Source organism: Salegentibacter agarivorans, assembly GCF_900113135.1.
Lineage (GTDB): Bacteria > Bacteroidota > Bacteroidia > Flavobacteriales > Flavobacteriaceae > Salegentibacter > Salegentibacter agarivorans.
The window spans coordinates 144,246-163,652 of the sequence record NZ_FOOH01000005.1 but is presented as its reverse complement, the minus strand read 5'-3'; the positions used below and the strand labels follow the sequence as shown (position 1 = coordinate 163,652).

General features: G+C 38.9%; 11 protein-coding genes. All 11 read left to right on the top strand.

Going from position 1 to position 19,407, the window contains the following annotated elements:
* Position 1: 1 nt before the first annotated feature.
* The 11 genes from fsa to BM084_RS05455 all read left to right on the top strand — a co-directional run bounded on the left by fsa (position 2) and on the right by BM084_RS05455 (position 19,393).
* Positions 2–658 (top strand): fructose-6-phosphate aldolase, encoded by a 657-nt coding sequence (gene fsa / locus BM084_RS05505; protein WP_075325786.1) that lies wholly within the window; start codon positions 2–4, stop codon positions 656–658.
* A 3-nt stretch (positions 659–661) separates the two neighbouring features.
* Positions 662–1,507 carry a transketolase gene (locus BM084_RS05500; RefSeq protein WP_394333647.1) on the top strand — a complete coding sequence of 282 codons (846 nt, stop codon included), beginning with the start codon at positions 662–664 and terminating at the stop codon, positions 1,505–1,507.
* Positions 1,508–1,611: 104 nt separating this feature from the next.
* Complete coding sequence (locus tag BM084_RS05495; protein ID WP_093303463.1) at positions 1,612–2,565, top strand: transketolase family protein; 954 nt, start codon at positions 1,612–1,614, stop codon at positions 2,563–2,565.
* A 1,062-nt stretch (positions 2,566–3,627) separates the two neighbouring features.
* On the top strand, positions 3,628–6,804 hold the full coding sequence (locus tag BM084_RS05490; protein ID WP_093303460.1) for a SusC/RagA family TonB-linked outer membrane protein: 3,177 nt from the start codon (positions 3,628–3,630) through the stop codon (positions 6,802–6,804).
* Between the two features lie 11 nt (positions 6,805–6,815).
* Positions 6,816–8,705 (top strand): RagB/SusD family nutrient uptake outer membrane protein, encoded by a 1,890-nt coding sequence (locus tag BM084_RS05485; protein ID WP_093303458.1) that lies wholly within the window; start codon positions 6,816–6,818, stop codon positions 8,703–8,705.
* Positions 8,706–8,736: 31 nt separating this feature from the next.
* Positions 8,737–11,754 (top strand): SusC/RagA family TonB-linked outer membrane protein, encoded by a 3,018-nt coding sequence (locus BM084_RS05480; RefSeq protein WP_093303456.1) that lies wholly within the window; start codon positions 8,737–8,739, stop codon positions 11,752–11,754.
* A 20-nt stretch (positions 11,755–11,774) separates the two neighbouring features.
* On the top strand, positions 11,775–13,508 hold the full coding sequence (locus BM084_RS05475) for a RagB/SusD family nutrient uptake outer membrane protein (RefSeq protein ID WP_093303454.1): 1,734 nt from the start codon (positions 11,775–11,777) through the stop codon (positions 13,506–13,508).
* A gap of 25 nt (positions 13,509–13,533) precedes the next feature.
* On the top strand, positions 13,534–14,565 hold the full coding sequence (locus BM084_RS05470; protein WP_093303451.1) for a DUF5627 domain-containing protein: 1,032 nt from the start codon (positions 13,534–13,536) through the stop codon (positions 14,563–14,565).
* A 20-nt stretch (positions 14,566–14,585) separates the two neighbouring features.
* The gene (locus tag BM084_RS05465) at positions 14,586–16,718 is read left to right on the top strand and encodes an endo-1,4-beta-xylanase (protein ID WP_093303449.1); all 2,133 of its coding nucleotides are present in this window, start codon (positions 14,586–14,588) and stop codon (positions 16,716–16,718) included.
* 10 nt (positions 16,719–16,728) lie between these two features.
* Positions 16,729–18,021 carry a cellulase family glycosylhydrolase gene (locus tag BM084_RS05460; RefSeq protein WP_093303446.1) on the top strand — a complete coding sequence of 431 codons (1,293 nt, stop codon included), beginning with the start codon at positions 16,729–16,731 and terminating at the stop codon, positions 18,019–18,021.
* Between the two features lie 217 nt (positions 18,022–18,238).
* The gene (locus BM084_RS05455) at positions 18,239–19,393 is read left to right on the top strand and encodes an endo-1,4-beta-xylanase (protein ID WP_093303444.1); all 1,155 of its coding nucleotides are present in this window, start codon (positions 18,239–18,241) and stop codon (positions 19,391–19,393) included.
* Positions 19,394–19,407 lie beyond the last annotated feature (14 nt).

The window sequence follows — 19,407 nt, the reverse complement described above, 5'->3', positions numbered from 1 at the left end:
GATGAAATTTTTTATTGATACAGCAAATCTAGATCAGATTAAAGAAGCGCAGGATCTGGGCGTTTTAGATGGAGTAACAACTAATCCGTCTTTAATGGCAAAAGAAGGTATTACCGGTAAAGATAATATTCTTCAGCATTACCTGGATATTTGCGAAATTGTAGATGGTGATGTTTCTGCCGAAGTGGTAGCAACAGATTTTGACGGAATAGTACGCGAAGGGGAAGAACTTGCGAAATTGCACAAACAGATTATTGTAAAAGTTCCTATGATTAAGGAAGGTGTAAAAGCCATAAAATACTTTTCAGATAAAGGAATAAAAACCAATTGTACGTTAGTATTTTCAGCCGGGCAGGCTTTACTTGCAGCAAAAGCTGGAGCAACTTATGTTTCACCTTTCCTGGGAAGATTGGACGATATTTCTACCGATGGATTAGACCTGATAGCAGATATCCGACTTATCTATGATAATTACGGATTTGAAACTGAAATTCTTGCAGCGTCTATTCGCCACACTATGCACGTAATTAACTGTGCTAAACTTGGTGCCGATGTTATGACAGGACCACTATCTTCTATAGATGGCTTATTGAAACACCCACTTACTGATAGCGGACTTGCGAAATTTTTAGAAGACGCTAAATCATTTAATGTATAGATTATGGAAATTAAAAAATTAGAAGATTTTGCGACCCAGGTTCGCCGGGATATTTTAAGACAGGTTCACAAAGTGAATTCGGGACATCCGGGAGGTTCGCTTGGTTGCACAGAATTTTTCACCGCTTTGTACCAGGGCGGAATTATGGAACACAAACCCGAGTTTAACATGGACGGGAAAGACGAAGACCTTTTCTTTCTTTCCAACGGTCATATTTCCCCGGTTTTCTATAGCGTTTTAGCTCGTAGTGGTTATTTTCCTGTAGATGAATTAAATACTTTCCGACTTATAGATTCCAGGTTACAGGGTCACCCTACAACGCACGAAGGCCTGCCGGGTATTCGTGTTGCCTCAGGATCACTGGGCCAGGGAATGTCGGTTGCTCTTGGAGCTGCTCAGGCTAAAAAACTGAATAAGGATAGCCATTTAGTATTTTCGCTTCACGGAGATGGTGAATTACAGGAAGGCCAAAACTGGGAAGCCATTATGTATGCTGCCGGAAATAAAGTTGATAATATTATTTCAACGGTAGACGTAAACGGCCAGCAAATAGACGGAAGCACAGAAACCGTTTTACCCATGGGTAACCTAAAAGCTAAATTTGAAGCTTTTGGTTGGGATGTAATGGAGATTGAAGATGGTAACGATATGCGACAGGTAATCGATGGATTAACTGAAGCCAAAACCCGCACCGGAAAAGGAAAACCGGTTTGCGTACTAATGACAACGGAAATGGGTAATGGTGTAGATTTTATGATGCACACCCACGCCTGGCACGGAAAAGCGCCTAATGACGAGCAATTAGAAACTGCGCTTTCTCAAAATCCTGAAACTTTAGGAGATTATTAAAAGCCCCACCTAGCCTCCCCGAAGGGGAGGAATTTGATATTTTAAGGGGAATGGATAAAACAATATAGATTTTCAGAAAAGTGGAAATGACAATAAAATTTAGAATGAAAACATTTACAGATACAGGAAAAAAAGATACCCGTTCCGGTTTTGGTGCGGGACTTACCGAGCTTGGCCGAACGAATCCTAACGTAGTAGCACTTTGTGCCGACCTTGTAGGATCGCTTAAAATGCAGGATTTTATTGATGAAAATCCGCAGCGCTTCTTCCAGGTAGGAATTGCCGAAGCCAATATGATGGGAATGGCTGCAGGTCTTACCATTGGTGGAAAGATTCCATTCGCAGGAACTTTCGCCAATTTTGCAACGGGAAGGGTTTACGACCAAATTCGTCAATCTATTGCTTACTCAGGGAAAAACGTGAAGATTTGTGCTTCTCACTCTGGAGTAACTTTGGGAGAAGATGGTGCTACACACCAGATCCTGGAAGATATAGGTCTTATGAAAATGTTACCGGGAATGACGGTAATAAACACCTGCGATTTTAACCAGACCAAAGCCGCAACTTTGGCTATTGCTGAGCACGAAGGCCCGGTTTACCTAAGATTTGGAAGGCCAAAAGTAGCTAATTTCACTGCTGAAGATCAGAAATTTGAGATTGGGAAAGCGGTTCAACTTTATGAAGGGGAAGATGTCACCATCATCGCTACAGGACATTTGGTATGGGAAGCGATCCAGGCAGCACAGAAGCTATCAGAAAAAGGAATTAGTGCTGATGTGATTAATATCCACACCATAAAACCATTGGATGTAAAAGCCATTATCAAATCGGTTAAGAAAACCGGTTGCGTAGTAACTGCTGAAGAACATAATTTCCTTGGCGGACTTGGAGAAAGCGTTGCCCGCACCTTAGCCGAAAATAATCCGGCACCACAAGAGTTTGTGGCCACCCAGGATACTTTTGGAGAAAGCGGTACCCCGGAACAATTATTTGAAAAATACGGTTTAAATTCAGAGGCTATTTTAAAAGCAGCTGAAAAAGTAATTAAGAGGAAGTAGTTTCTTCCATATTTATCTTAAAAAAGCCAATGAATTAAATTTTCATTGGCTTTTTTTATGTCCAAATTCTAAAGCGAAAAGTAGGAAGCAGGCCTGGTTCTTTTATTTCTTCAATCATTTTTGATCACCTAAATGCTTGCCTTATTAATTACCTTCAAAGTACATTTCATCCGTAAAAAATATTTCAAGTTGTCTTCTACCGCTATTATTGACAAATCATCTTTTTTCGTTATTCTTAAGGTAAAAATCCGGGTATAATTTTTTTTTCAACCGTCTCAAATAATCTTCATTTCTCATTAACCAAATTAGAATAATCGAAACCAATTTTATAGAAACACAAATTCTTGAAAATTGAGTTGAGAATTAGCGGTTTTTTGCTTCAAAATCATTTGAAAATCGAGGAATTTTAAACCATTTTTTGCCAGCTAAGCACTTATTTTTGTTTTAAGTCGATGTTTAAGTGTAAAATTAACATTTTTATATACTATAATCCTTGCCAAAATCACAATGCGTTGAGGGGTATAGTTTTTATAGGGGTTCAGGTCATTAAGTTATCTCAAAATATGTCCTATTTTAACCCAATTTACATTGATTTTACCATTTTTTTTCTTGCATGTAACATACCGTAAAGTATTTGTAACACCACAATTCTTGATAAGCTGAATTAACGGATATATTTGGTTCAGATTTTTTAAGGAATAATTCACAATTAAGCCTTTTTGAAATCATCAAAACCTTAAAATAAGCTGAATTTTAATCCCAGGTTAACAAAACGAAACAATACTTCTTAAAACTATCTTAAATATCAAAAAGGAGTATGTATTCATTTTTTAAACTATTTAATAACCCTTAAACGAAATAATAATAAGAGAATGACAAATTATTATCTAACGGAAACGAAGCTTCACAGAAACCATTTTCGGAATGAGGTTTTATTCTTCAGGAATGATCCCGGGAATGTCACTTTTTTTATTCCTAAAAACTAAAACGTTATCGAATATGAATAGCAAGCCAATTAAAATGACTTTGAGCCATTTTAATAGAGTTTAAAACATTTTTAATATGAAAATAAATTTAATAAATCTTCCTTACCTAACTAGAACAATGGTTTTTGGACTATTGCTTCAACTTCTGTTTTTTCCCTCGGTTTATGCTAATGATAATAAGCCAAAAAGTGGAAGTGAACAACAAACAATTAGGGGAACGGTTACTTCATCTGAAGATAATCTTGGAATACCAGGGGTGAATATTCTTGTAAAGGAAGTTCCAAATCTCGGTGCTGTTACCGATATGGAAGGGAATTATACCATAGAGGCTCCTGCCGATGCTACCCTGGTTTTTAGCTTTATAGGCTATAAAACCATAGAGAGAAAAGTTAATGACCAATCGGAAATTAACGTGATTATGGATCCAGACCAGGATGCGCTAGAAGAAGTGGTAATTGTTGGTTATGGAGAACAAAAAAGAGAGACCGTTGTAGCATCTATAGCAGAAGTTAGCGGTGATGTTCTGGAAAGAGCAGGTGGTGTGACAAACATTGGTGCAGCTTTAACAGGAAATGTGCCAGGAGTTATTACCAGTGCCAGTACGGGTATGCCTGGAGAAGAGGATCCCAGAATTCTAATTCGTGGGCAAAGTACCTGGAACGACTCTTCCCCGCTTATTTTGGTAGACGGAGTAGAGCGACCAATGTCCAGTGTAGCAATTAGCTCGGTAGAATCCATTTCAGTTTTAAAAGATGCTTCTGCTACCGCTGTATATGGAGTTAGGGGTGCTAACGGTGTTATTCTTGTGACTACCAAAAGAGGTGAAAAAGGTGAAGCCGTAATAAGGGCAAGAGTAAACACTACAATGAAAAGGCCTTCTAAATTGCCTGGTAAATACGATGCTTATGATGCTTTAAGAGTCCGTAATGAAGCAATTGAAAATGAACTTGGTTTAAACCCAAGCGCGTGGAATGATTATATGCCATTAGATATTATTGACAAATACAGAAATCCAGCAAACCAGGCAGAAAGAGAGCGATATCCAAATGTAGATTGGGCAAACACGCTTTTTCGAGATTATACGATGTCTTATAACGCAAACGTAAATGTAAGTGGGGGTACCGATTTTGTAAAGTATTTCACTACAGCAGATTTCCTTAGGGAGGGAGATTTAATGAAACAATATGATAATAACAGGGGCTATGAGCCCGGGTATGGATTCAACAGGTTAAACGTAAGAGGTAATCTTGATTTTCAGATTACCCCTACCACTTTGTTCCAGGTAAACCTGGCTGGTTCACACGGTGTAAAGAAAAGTCCGTGGGGAGCTACAGGAGATGAATATAGCATGTGGGTGGCAGCTTATAGTACTGCACCAGATGTATTTCTACCTAGATATTCAGATGGAGCCTGGGGATATTATGCGCCCAATGAAGGTGCGGCTACCAATTCGGTGAGAGTTCTGGGTATAAGCGGAATTCAGTATATGACTACCACTCGCTTAACTACGAATTTCACCCTGGATCAGGATCTTGATATGATTTTAGAGGGACTAAATTTTAACGGTACCATCGCATTAGATAACACTTTTGTGGAAGCTGATCGTGGAATTAATGATTTATACAATGATGCGCAGGAAAAATGGATAGACCCTGAAACCGGTACCGAGCTATACCAGCAGGCCTACGACCCAAATAGCCGTTTTGATTTTCAGGAAGGTGTAAAATGGTCTACCAGCCCAGGGGCTGTTCAGAATTGGTCTTCGCATAGAAAACTTTTCTACCAGTTACAACTTAGATATGCCAGGAATTTTGACGGGCGTCACGATGTTTCTGTAATGGGACTTATGAATAGAAATGAAAATGCTACCGGAAGCCAAATACCTCGTTATAGAGAAGATTGGGTTTTTAGAACTACTTATACCTTAGATAATAAGTACACTTTTGAATATAACGGTGCTTATAACGGTTCTGAGAAATTTAGTCCTGAAAACCGATTTGCTTTCTTTTCTTCAGGAGGTGTGGGATGGATTTTGTCACGGGAAAATTTCCTTGATTCTGCTTCATTCTTAGATATGCTTAAACTAAGAGCTAATTACGGTGAGATTGGAGACGACAATGTAGCCGGTAGATTTCTGTACATGACGCAGTGGGGCTACAATGGGCAGGCAAGAATGGGTGTAACCGGGGAAGCCGCAGAGCAAAGTCCGTACACCTGGTATTTAGAAGAGTCCGTAGGAAATCCAGATGTTTCCTGGGAGAAGGTAAAGAAAACGAATGTAGGAGTCGATTTTGGATTCTTTGACGGGTTTATTGAAGGTAGCTTCGACTATTTTATAGATGAAAGAACCGATATTTTAATTAATGGAGTGGATAGAGCGATACCTTCTTATTTTGGTACCGAAGCACCAGTTGCAAACCTGGGTCACGTGAAAAATGAAGGTTATGAATTTGATATTGATTTAAGCTACAGGTTTGAAAATGGCTTGAGATTATGGTCAAATTTCAATATGACGCATTCTCAAAATGAAGTGATAGATGCCGATGATCCTTCTTTGCTGCCGGCATATCAGCAAAATGCAGGTTTACAAATTGGGCAGGCATATTCTCACGTTACTCCTGGTTATTACAATACATGGGACGATCTCTATGCAAGTACCATTCATAATGCAAACGATAACCAGAAATTACCCGGAAACTATCATATTATAGATTTTAATGGAGATGGAGTAATAGATGCTTACGATAATATTCCATTTGGTTTTACCGGGAATCCTCAAAACACTTATAACGCTACTATTGGGTTTGACTGGAAAGGCTTTAGTAGTTATGTGCAATTCTATGGAGTAAACAATGTAACCCGCCAGGTAGTTTTAGGAAGTTTAAGTAGCCAAAATCACGTGGTTTATGAAGAAGGAAGTTACTGGTCTAAAGATAACTTTAATGCAGATTCACCGGTGCCAAGATGGCTTACCACGCCAAGTGAATATAACGCTGCCAACAGGTATATGTTTGATGGTTCTTACCTAAGACTTAAAAATGCTGAAATAGCCTATACTTTCGATGCCGGCTCTAGTTTAGTAGATAGGCTGGGAGTAAAAAACCTAAGGGTTTTCTTAAACGGAAACAACCTCTTCTTATGGTCTGATATGCCAGATGACAGGGAATCGAATTTTGCCGGAACGGGATGGGCATCTCAGGGAGCTTACCCAACCGTAAGTAGATATAACTTAGGGGTAAATATTACTTTTTAAAATAGCTTGTTATGAAAAATTATATAAAAAACATTATAAAATTTAGTCTGGCAATATTTGCTTTAGTTTTCATATCATCTTGTGAAGATTACTTAGACAGGGAAGATGAATCTATAGTTTCTGAAGAGGAAGCCTTTAAAAATTTCACCAATTTTCAAGGGTTTACTGAAGAATTATATCATTGTATCCCAGATTTCACCAATGCCTACTGGACCAACTCCTGGAATTGGGGAGATGATGAAATTGAATCTACAGCCAGGGATTTCCACTTTATTAATAAAATTGAAAATGGAAACTTTTGGGGCTGGCAGTCAGAATTTGATGGCTGGCAAGCCGGCTGGATGGATAGAAATAATACCAGTACAGATGATGACCGATTTTCAAAATCCCTTTGGCAATTAGGCTGGTATGGAATTAGAAAAGCCAATTTAGGTCTTGCTAATATGGACCGTCTTACAGATGCCACTCAAGAAGAAAAAGACTTAATAAGAGGGCAGTTATTGTTTTTTAGAGGATGGTTTCATTTCCAATTCATTCAATATTTTGGAGGATTACCATATATAAATGAAGTTTTACCAAGTGATGAACAACTACAGTTACCCCGCTTAAGTTATCACGAAGCTGCAGATCTCGCCGCACAGGATTTTCGTGCTGCTGCCGATTTATTACCTACAGATTGGGACGAAACAGATGCGGGAAGCGCAACATTAGGGAAAAACCAATTGCGTATTAATAAAATAATGGCGCTTGGTTATTTAGGGAAGAATTATTTATGGGCGGCAAGTCCACTAATGAATCAGGAGTCTACAGGAAATGCGGTATACAATACTTCTTATGCCCAAAAAGCTGCTGAAGCTTTTGCCGAATTACTTACTCTAACAGAATCTGGAGAAGCAGATTATTCTTTAGTACCGTTTTCAGATTATCATTTAAACTTTTATACAACCGGGCAAAACTGGCAAATACCAGGTAGTACTGAGGCTATTTTTAGAGGACCTTATTTTGGTGCGCATGGATCTACTTATGGTACAGCAAAACAATATCAACCTTCTCCAATTTTAACCGATGGGGATGTGAAATTCCTTCCTACTGCAAACTATGTAGATTTTTATGGAATGGCCAATGGGATGCCAATTGAAGATATTACGCAACCCGATCCAGAATCTGGTTATGATCCCGAATATCCGTGGAAAGATCGTGATCCAAGATTTTATAATGATATTGTATATGATGGCGTTCGTACCGTTCAGGGTTCTATGCCAGCAGATGAAGAATATAATCGTTATGCTAATCTATTTACTGGCGGAAGTTATAGAAATATAAGAACGGGTAGTAGAACCGGGTATATGCTTTACAAGTTTATCCCAATAACAGCGAATAAATATGATGAAGGTTATGGTTATGGGAACAGCTTGAATATTCATTTACCATGGATGCGACTCTCAGATGTATACCTAATGTATGCTGAAGCAGCTGCCCAGGCTTATGGTTCACCTACAGGACAGGTTTCGGGCTATAGTAAAACAGCGGTAGACGCTATTAATTTTGTAAGAGATAGAGCCGGTGTTGGTCACGTGGCAGATGAATTTTTAGGATCTCTGGATGCTTTTATGAGTGAAGTGCGCCGGGAGCGTGCAGTAGAGTTAGCTTTTGAAAGACACAGGTTTAATGATCTAAGACGTTGGTTGTTGTTAACCGAAAGTCCATATACTTTAAAGAAATCTGTAGAATTTGACCGGGCCGGAGAACTTAATACCGATGATCCTTCACAAAACAGGGTTCTAAACTTAAGAGAAGAAGTTATTCTGGAAAGAAACTTTAGTAGCAAACATTACTGGCTGCCTTTAAAAAATGTGGATGTAAATATGTATTTAGAATTTAGTCAGAATCCTGGCTGGTAACCGCATTGTGTTCAATTTAAACATAGAGAGAATGAATATTATAAAATTTAAAGTAGTTTTTTGTGCACTATTTGCCTTGATGCCTTTTATAGGGGTCGCACAAACATCTGAAGATATTGATGTTGAAGCCATCGTTAGAGGTAAAGAAGGAAAGCCGTTAGTGGGTGCTACCGTAACGACAGAGGCTGGCAACACCGTGGTTACAGATTCTATTGGGAGTTTCTCACTTTCAACAGGCCTGTATTCCACTTTGGCCGTAGCAGCTCTGGAGTACAAACCTACAACAGTAATTGTAACTCCATTTGTGGATAATATAAGTCTTGAGCCTGCAGAAGGTTATGAAGATGTAAATGTTGCATTTCGTAAAGTTGAGAAGAGAAATCTAATAAGTGGAGTTTCTTTTGTAGATCTGGATGAATTAATGGAGAAGAATTATAATACGAGTACCCTGGAAAATATGGAAGGATTTGCCAATGGTTTTCACGGAAATATTTGGGGTATGGACGAGTATTTAGTGCTTATAGATGGAGTGCCAAGAGATGCCGGAAGTATAATGCCTACAGAAATAGATCAAATTAGTTTCTTAAAAGGAGTTTCTGCAGTGGCGCTCTATGGAAGTCGTGCTGCTAAAGGTGTTGTTCAAATTACTACAAAAAGAGGAAAAATTCAGAAGCAGGAAATTGATGTTAGGATAAATGCAGGAATGTTTGTTCCAAAAAGTTATCCAAAATATCTTGGTTCTGCTGAATATATGACCCTTTATAATGAAGCAAGGGCAAATGATGGGTTAAGTCAGCGGTTTGATGATGAAACTATCTACCAACATGCAGCCGGGGACAACCCATACAGGTATCCCGATGTAAACTATTATTCTTCAGATTATTTACAGGAAACCTATAACAGGTATGATGCTACCGCCCAGATTTCCGGCGGAAATGAAACCGCTCAATATTATACAAATCTTGGTTTTTATTCAGCAGGTTCGCTACTAAATTTTGGTGAAGCTGAAAATAACAGAACCCAGCGGTTTAATATTCGTGGGAATGTAGATATTGATATAACTGAAACTTTATATGCTACGGTAAATGCATCAGCTGTTTATTATAACGGTTGGGGTGTGAATACAGATTATTGGTCAGGTGCTGCCAATTTAAGGCCAAACCGATTTTCGCCGTTAATTCCAACAAGTATGATTGAGGAAAGCGATGAGAATTCTCTGCAGTATGTTAACAATAGTAGTAACCTTATAGATGGACAATATCTTTTAGGGGGTACGCAGCTTGACCAAACCAATCCTTTTGCTGCAATTTATGCGGGTGGAAGTAATAATTATACCAGTAGACAATTTCAGTTTAATACAGGTATTGGAGCAGATTTAGGAAATCTCCTGGAAGGCTTAAGTTTTCATTCAAACTTTGGAGTAGATTATTCTACTTCTTACAACCAATCATATAACAATGAGTACGCAGTTTACGAGCCTAGCTGGACTAATTATGATGGGGATGATTTAATTGCAAGTTTAACCCAGTATGGGCAGGATGCCAGGTCTGGTGTACAAAATATAAGCGATAGCTGGTATAGACAAACAATTTCTTTTTCAGGGCAATTTAATTATGAGACTAAAATAGAAGAAGATCATAACGTTTCAGCAATGCTTATTGCCAATGGATTTCAGCAATCTATTTCAGAAGAATATCACCGAACCAGTAATGCCAATTTAGGCCTGTATGTGGGTTACGATTATTTAGATAAATATTTTGTGAATTTCAGTGGAGCGCTGGTACATTCAGCAAAATTACCTGAAGGAAACCGTCAGGCTTTTTCACCAACCTTTACTTTAGGATGGCGTTTAAGCGAAGAGAATTTTCTTCAAAATTCAACGGTATTTGATGAGTTAAAACTTACCGCTTCCGCAGGTATTTTACATACCGATATTGATATACAGGATTACTATTTATATGAAAGTATTTATACCCAAACCGATGGTGCCTGGTTTAACTGGAGAGATGGTGCTCTAAGCCGTTCCACAGATTCCAGAAGAGGCCAGAACGATGACCTAACTTTTTCTAAAAGAGAAGAAATAAATTTAGGGGTTGAAGCTTCGTTATTTGATAATCTTTTCCAGATACAGGGTTCTGTTTTTGCCAATAGAATGACGGGTGGTATAGTACAGGCATCTGTATTATATCCTAATTATTTTGAAACCGGATGGCCAAACTCTTCATTTATCCCTTATGTGAATTATAACGATGATGAACGTGTAGGGTTTGATTTTAGAGCCGATTGGAATCAGCAATTTGGAGAATTGAAAACTACGCTTGGAGTTGTTGGTACTTATTATGACACCAAGGCCACCAAACGAGCTGAAATGTATGAAGATGAATACCAATCCAGGGAAGGTAATCCTTTAGATGGTATTTGGGGGCTGGAAAGCGACGGACTGTTTGCAAGTGCTGAAGAAATTGCGAATTCACCTTCGCAAAGTTATGGACAGGTTGCCCCGGGAGATATTAAATATATAGACCAGAATGGTGACGGGGTAATAGACAACCAGGATGAAGTTTATCTAGGCAAAGCTGGCTGGTTTGGCCCGCCGCTAACTTTAGGTGTGAATTTCACAGCTGAATGGAAAGATTTCACCTTTTTCGCTCTTGGAATTGGAAGATTTGGAGCTCACGGTATGAAAAATAGTTCTTATTTCTGGATGGATGGTGAAGATAAATATTCAATCGTAGCTCGGGATCGTTGGACGCCAGAGACAAGTGAAACTGCAACCTATCCAAGATTAACTACCACTAATAGTAATAATAACTTTAGAAATTCAGATTTCTGGCTTTATAGTACAGATCGTTTTGACCTGGCAAAAGTTCAAATCTCCTATAATTTTCCAAAAGAATTATTTGCCCAATCGTTTGTGCAGGAATTAGGAGTATATGTAAATGGAGCTAATTTACTAACAGTATCCCCTGAACGTGAGATTTTGGAGTTAAATGTAGGAAGTGCACCCCAGAATAGATTTTATAACCTGGGCGTAAAAGCAATATTTTAAAAATTTAAATATAAAAGGAAATGAAAAGTAAATTACTACTTCTTTTATTAATGGTCTTTACAATTACAAGTTGTGACGATCTTATAGAACCTGCCATAGAGAATAATAGAGGCCTGGAAGATATGTATGCTGAGGCCGAATATGCTCAGGGTATTCTGCTTAACGCTTATACCAGGCTACCAAATAATGGTTATTCTTTTAGTGAGGTAGCAACAGATGATGCCGTTAGTAACGTAAACAATAATCCTTACCGTGAAATTGCTACGGGGCAATGGACAGCTCAAAATAATCCTTTTGACCAGTGGCAAAATGCAAGGGCAGCTATCCAGTATATCAATATCTTTCTTGCCGAGACTGATAAAGTAACCTGGTCTGAAGATGAAGAAATAAGCTCCCTTTTTAACGACAGGCTTAAAGGTGAAGCCTATGGTCTTAGGGCGTTATATATGTATTATCTCTTACGTCAACATGCGGGTTGGGCTAATGGAGAGCTATTAGGGGTTCCAATCTTATTAGAACCTGAAGAAACCGGCTCAGATTTTAATCAACCAAGGGCAACTTTTGAAGAGTGCATACAACAGTTATATGCAGATGTAGAACAGGCTGAAGCTTTACTTCCTTTAGATTATGAAACACTTTCAAGTTTACCGGAGGCTTATTCAGATTTGGGAGATTATAACAGGGTTTTTGGTGAATATGCCAAACAAAGAATGACCGGTAGAATTGCCAAAACTGTAAGGGCACAGGCGGCTTTACTTGCTGCAAGCCCTGCTTATGCCGATGGAAATACTACTACCTGGGCCGATGTAGCCAATTATGCCGGGGAAGTATTGGCAGAAAATGGAGGAGCAAGTGGTATTGCAACAAATGGTCATACCTGGTACAAAAATGCTTCGCAAATAAGTGGAATTGGAGGGGGAAATAACCCGCCCGAAATTATTTGGAGAACCGATGTTGTAGAAACCAGTGATTTAGAACAGCAACATTTTCCACCAACTTTATTTGGCGACGGACAGCTAAATCCAACCCAAAACCTGGTGAATTCATTTCCTATGGCAAATGGTTATCCTATTACAGATCCGGCTAGTGGGTTTGATCCCGCTAATCCTTACGAAAACAGGGATCCAAGGTTAGATCATTACATTGTGGTAAATCAAAGTACCGCAGGACCCGGTAATTCAACTATTGTAACCGCCGCTGACGGAAACACCAATGATGCCTTAAATGCCGTAGAAACCTCTACCAGAACAGGTTATTATTTAAAGAAATTGCTAAGGCAGGATGTGAATTTAGATCCAGTAACCAGCAATACTCAACAGCATTATACCGCCAGAATGAGGTATACCGAATTATACCTTATTTACGCAGAAGCTGCTAACGAAGCCTGGGGGCCACAAGGAACAGGAACTTTTGGATTTTCGGCCTATGATATTATTGCTGGCTTAAGGGAGCGCGCTGGTATAACGCAGCCCGATGCATATTTAGAGTCAATTAGCTCAGATCAAAATGCAATGCGAGAATTAATAAGAAATGAACGCAGATTAGAACTAAGTTTTGAAGGTTTCCGGTTTTGGGATATCCGCCGTTGGGGCGACGATTTAAATGTTCCGGCCAGAGGAGTAAGTATTCTTGATGGGAATCATCAAACAATAACTGTTGAAGACAGGATTTATGAAGAGTATATGCGATATGGACCAATCCCTTTTAGCGAAGTTTTAAAATACGATGCAATTATCCAAAACCAGGGCTGGTAGTTAGTTTAATTATAAAGAACAGAAAATGAAAAATAAAATATATTTAATCGCTTTAATTATTCTTTCAGGCTTTACTTCTTGTGAGAATGATAAATGGGAATTTGACGACTATGAATACCAAACCGTTTATTTTGCTTATCAATACCCGGTAAGGACAATTACACTGGGAGAAGATATTTTTGACACTTCTCTGGATAATGAAGGTAAAGCGAGAATAATGGCTACTACCGGTGGAACTTACGATAATGATCAGGACGTTTTTATAGATTTTGAAGTAGATAATTCTTTGACGGAAGGTCTTGTATTTGATGATAGCGGCCAACCTGTTCAGGCAATGCCCGAAAATTATTATACACTGGAATCTAATGAAATCAGGATTCCGCAAGGTGAACTAACAGGTGGAGTTGAGCTTCAGCTAAGCGATGCATTTTTTGCCGATAGTCTTGCTATTGGAAGAAATTATGTAATTCCACTTCAAATGACCAACGTTGTAAGCGCAGATTCCATTCTTAGGGGAATACCACAGGTTACAAATCCACGTAAACCGGTTGCAGAAGATTGGGATGTTTTGCCTAAAGATTTCATTCTTTATGCCGTAAAATATGTGAATCCGTGGCACGGGAATTATTTACGCCGTGGGGTAGATGAAATTGAAGGAACTACCGGTAACGAGAATCTTGACGATACTGTAATAAGAGAAGAAGAGTATGTAGTAGACGATCAGGTAGTAGCCCTTACAACCCGCTCTTTAAATGAGGTAGAGTTAGATTTGGTTTTTCAAAACAGCGAAGGGTATGCTGTAAACTGCACCTTAATTTTAAGCTTTGACGATTCTGGTAACTGCACTGTAAGAGCTGCATCAGATGAGTATACGGCAAGTGGTAGCGGCCAATTTGTAAAAGATGGCGAACAAAACAGTTGGGGCGGAAAAGATCGTGATGCCCTTTACCTGGATTACGAAGTTAACCTTGAAGAAATTAATGTGAGTACAACAGATACACTTGTACTTAGAGATCGTGGGGTACGTATGGAAACATTTTCTCCCATATTAGAATAAAATTAAAAAATAAATCGATTATGAAATATTTAAATCGTTTTCTTGTTTGTAGTGGCTTATTGGCTTCATTATTTTCCTGTGCCGATCCAGATCCATTAGCATTTGAAATAGAAAAACCTGAAGGCCTCGAAGCACAGGAAGATATTAATTCTTATGCACCTCTTAAGAGCTATAAAGATAGTACCTCAAATTTCACCTTAGGTGGGACTGTTTCTATTTCAGATTATATTAATAAGGGAGTAATGTACAGGCTTATTAATAAAAATTTTGATGAGCTTACCGTAGGTTATGGAATGAAGCATGGTGCCATCGTGCAAAATGATGGTTCTATGAATTTTGCTCAGGTAAATGAACTTATAGCTGCGGCACAGCAAGCAGGAACTTCTATTTACGGGCATACGCTTACCTGGCACGCTAATCAAAATGCTGAATACCTGAACAGCACTATTGCGCCAACAGTAATAGGTGGCGGACCAAGCTGGGATGAGATTGCTGGTGCTGACTTTGAAACGGATGAAGCAGCAAATTATGAGGCTAACGAAGATGATAGTATGTCTTTTACGGCTGACGGAGAAGGTGCAGACGGTGAGGGCAGGGCATTGGCGGTGACCAATGGAGAAGTTCGGGAAAACGATTGGGAAAGCCAGTTCTTTTTTAAGTTTTCTCCGCCTATGGAAGTAGGGGAAGAATACGAACTTACTATGGATGTTCGCTCAGATGCTGATGCCTCTTTTGCTACCCAGGCTCATATTCAACCTGGAGAGTATAAACACTGGGATTTTTTTGGTGCTATTCCCGCTTCTGCGGAATGGACTACTTTTACCAAAAGAATTATTGTTTCTGAAGAAATGGCAGGGTCAAGTACTATTGCTTTTAACCTCGGCAATGTTGCCACTACTTATTATTTTGATAACATAAGCCTGAAAAAATATAACGAGGAAGGCAGTGGTGGCGGTCCCGCACTGGATCCAAGTGTAATTTCCAATTCTGATTTTGAAACTGGCACTGATGGCTGGGCTGGCTGGGGAAATGGTTCTACCATGGAGCGCTCCTCAGAAGGTGAGGGCTATGGTGATACAGGTTATGCTTTTACCTTTACGAATCCTTCAGCTACGAATTTTTGGGAAGCACAGATTGCCTATGATTTACCTACATTGGAAATGGAAGAAACTTATGTCTTGAATTTTAAAGTAAAAGCAAATACTGCCGGTACTCTTCGTGCCGAGCTACAATCGCCATCTGATTATTCAAGTGATGGGCTTGGCTCATTTAACGTATCAGAAGACTGGGAGGAATATACTTTGGAGACGACGATTACCAAAGAAGATCGTGAGCGATTAGTTATTAGTTATGGTGACTTTGCAGGGACGGTTTATATTGATGATGTAACGCTTTCGCGTGTAAACCCCAATGCCGGTGGTGTTATAGAGAAAACACCTGAAGAAAAGGAGGAGATTATTGGTGGCGAAATGGAAAGATGGATTACGAGCATGATGGAAGTTTCCAAAGACTATGTAGATGCCTGGGATGTTGTTAACGAACCTATGGATGATGGAAATCCATACGAATTAAAAAGTGGAGCGACCGATTCTGATATCACCAGCGACGAATTTTACTGGCAGGATTACCTGGGTAAAGATTATGCGGTTAAAGCCTTTAAACTGGCCAGGGAGTATGGTAGCCCCGAAGATCTCCTTTTTATAAACGACTATAACCTTGAATATAATTTAGACAAGACCAGGGGACTCATTGAATATGTAGAATACATAGAAAGCCAGGGTGCTACTGTAGATGGTATTGGGACTCAAATGCATATAAGTATAGATTCCGATAAAAATAATATTGCTCAAATGTTTCAACTTCTTGCTGAAACCGGTAAACTCATAAAAGTTTCTGAACTGGACGTAAGAACAAATGTCTCTGAACCTACAGATGAAGTTTTACAACAGCAAGCCGAAATGTATAGTTATGTAGTTGAAGCTTATAAAGAACATGTACCTCAGGCACAAAGATATGGCATTACCGTTTGGGGTGTTACCGATAGTCCTGAAGATGCAAACTGGTTGCCCGGTGAATTCCAGGGCTTGTGGGATGTTAACTTAAACAGGAAACCGGCTTATAAGAGTTTCGCTGAAGCTTTGGAAGAATTATAATACAAAATGAATGCTGGTTAGTAAGGTTCTTAACAAAGTAGCAATTCTTATGATTTTATTCCTGGTATTACCAGGATGTTCAGCCGATGATATTTCCTTGCCGGAAAAAGAAGCCGAGGAGGAAGATCCTATTGAAGAAGCTGATGAAATAGAAGAAGATGAACCTTCTAAAGATATTGAATGGCCTTTAAATACATCTAAATTGAGTGTTGATGGGAGGTATTTGAAAAATGCCTGTGGAGAAAAAGTTTTGCTTCACGGGGTGGCCATGACTCCAAATCCCTGGTTTAACGGGGGCCATGTAGGTGAATGGCGATGGAATAATTATGACGTACAGGGAGCATTAGATTATAATAAATCGGTTATGGATAAACTGACCAATAAAGATGACGACGACTGGTATTTAAATATGGTACGGCTGCACATAGATCCTTATTGGTCAAATAATCCCGGGGCCGAGGTAGATGGAGAAAAAGATATTTCAGAATTTAATTTTGATCGTTTTGTAAATGCGGTAGATGAAGTAATACTTCCTCTTATTGAGCATGCGAAGTCAAGAGGAATGTATGTTATCCTTAGACCACCGGGAGTCTGCCCCGAAAGGATAGATGTTGATGATGAATATCATGAATATCTTAAAACTGTATGGGACTATTTATCGAAGCATGAAGCCTTAAAAAATTCTGAACATGTTATGTTCGAATTAGCCAATGAACCAATTCATATTTTAGGCACTAATGGGGAATGGGGTAGTAATACCCAGCCCCATTTCGATAAATTAAAAATGTTTTTTCAGTCTTTGGTAGATATGATTCGTAATAATGGGTTTGAAAATGTGATTTGGATCCCCGGGTCCGGTTATCAATCGCATTTTAAGGGATATGCAAATAATCCTATTGAAGATGACAATATTGGATATGCGGTACATATTTATCCCGGTTATTGGGGAGAGGATAATAATGATCCGGTAACTTTTAAAAGTAATTGGGCAGAGAATATCAAGCCGATTGCAGATATTGCTCCCATTGCAGTTACTGAAATAGATTGGGCTCCCGAAGGTTATAATGCCTGGGGCGAAGGTGGTGTTACCGGCGAGGCCGGCTCCTGGGGATTTGGAGCAAATTTTAAAGCTCTTGCCGACGAGAGCGGGAATGTAAGTTGGAATTTACTGGCACCTGAGAACTTAATTGATCGGGGAGACCCGAATGCTGGTATAGCCTATGATAACAATCCTGAAGCCTGTGCTAATGCTGTATATAAATGGTTTGGGGAATATGCTGAAGAAAAAAAGGAATGTGAATAAAAATCAATTAGAAATAATAGCGTTGCTATCCGTTTAAATTTAATCATGTGTGAGTTTTACTGAATAGTTCTCCTAACTCAAAAAAGTCTGGATACCGGTTGGATTAGCAACGCTTACCCGGTATGAATTAGCCTTTTTTAGAAGTTAGGGGAACTTTTTTATAAAGAAATTGTAAATTATTATAAACTTTCTTCCTGGAATTTTAAAATCAACTGCTATGTACAAAAGAAAAAATTTGTCTATTTTTATATTATTGTTAAGTGTGTTTTTCACATTTTACAGTTGTAATTCTAATAAAAAATCAGTTGATAATAGCGAGGTATCTAAAGTGAGTTTAAAAAATGCTTTCGCGAATAATTTTCATATTGGGACCACTCTCAATGCCTGGCAAATTATGGGAAGGCAGCCTGAAGAACTTAAGGTTGCCACAGAGAATTTCAATTCTATTGTTGCCGAAAACATTATGAAAAGTGCACGAATTCAACCGAAAGAAGGGGAATTCAATTTTGAACTTGCCGATGAATTTGTGAAAATAGGCGAAGAAAATAATATGCATATCCACGGGCACACCTTGATATGGCATTCCCAGGCTCCTGACTGGTTTTTTGTAGATAAAGATGGAAATACGGTGTCTAAAGAGGTGCTAACCCAAAGAATGAAAGATCATATTCATACAGTTGTGGGCAGGTATAAAGGTAGAATTCACTCCTGGGATGTGGTTAATGAGGCGATAGAAGATGACGGGAATTATAGAAATAGCAAGTTCTATCAAATTTTAGGTGAAGATTTTATAAAACTGGCCTTTGAATTTGCACACGAAGCCGATCCCGAAGCCCATCTTTATTACAATGATTATTCTATGGCAGTACCAGGAAAGCGTGCTGGGGTAGTGAGAATGGTAGAAAAGCTTCAAAAGGAAGGAATTACCGTACACGGGATAGGAATGCAGGGACATATTGGATTAAACCATCCCGATATTCGTGAATTTGAAGAAAGCCTGGAAGCATATGGAAGCCTTGGGAAAGTGATGATCACTGAATTAGATCTTAGTGTTTTACCTTCCCCTTGGGGCGATGCCGGGGCTGAAATCTCAGATAATTATGAGTATGAAGATAAAATGAATCCATTTCCTAAGGGTCTGCCAGTCGATGTGGAGCAACAATTCACAAAGAGATATGTAGAATTTTTTGCACTGTTCTTAAAACATCAGGATAAAATTGAAAGGGTTGCCCTTTGGGGAGTGAACGATGGAAATTCCTGGAAGAATAACTGGCCGGTGAGGGGAAGAACCGATTATCCGTTGCTATTTGATCGTGAAAATAATCCAAAACCTGTTGTGAAGGAACTTATAGAACTGGCTGCAGCAAAATAACCCTACAAAATTTA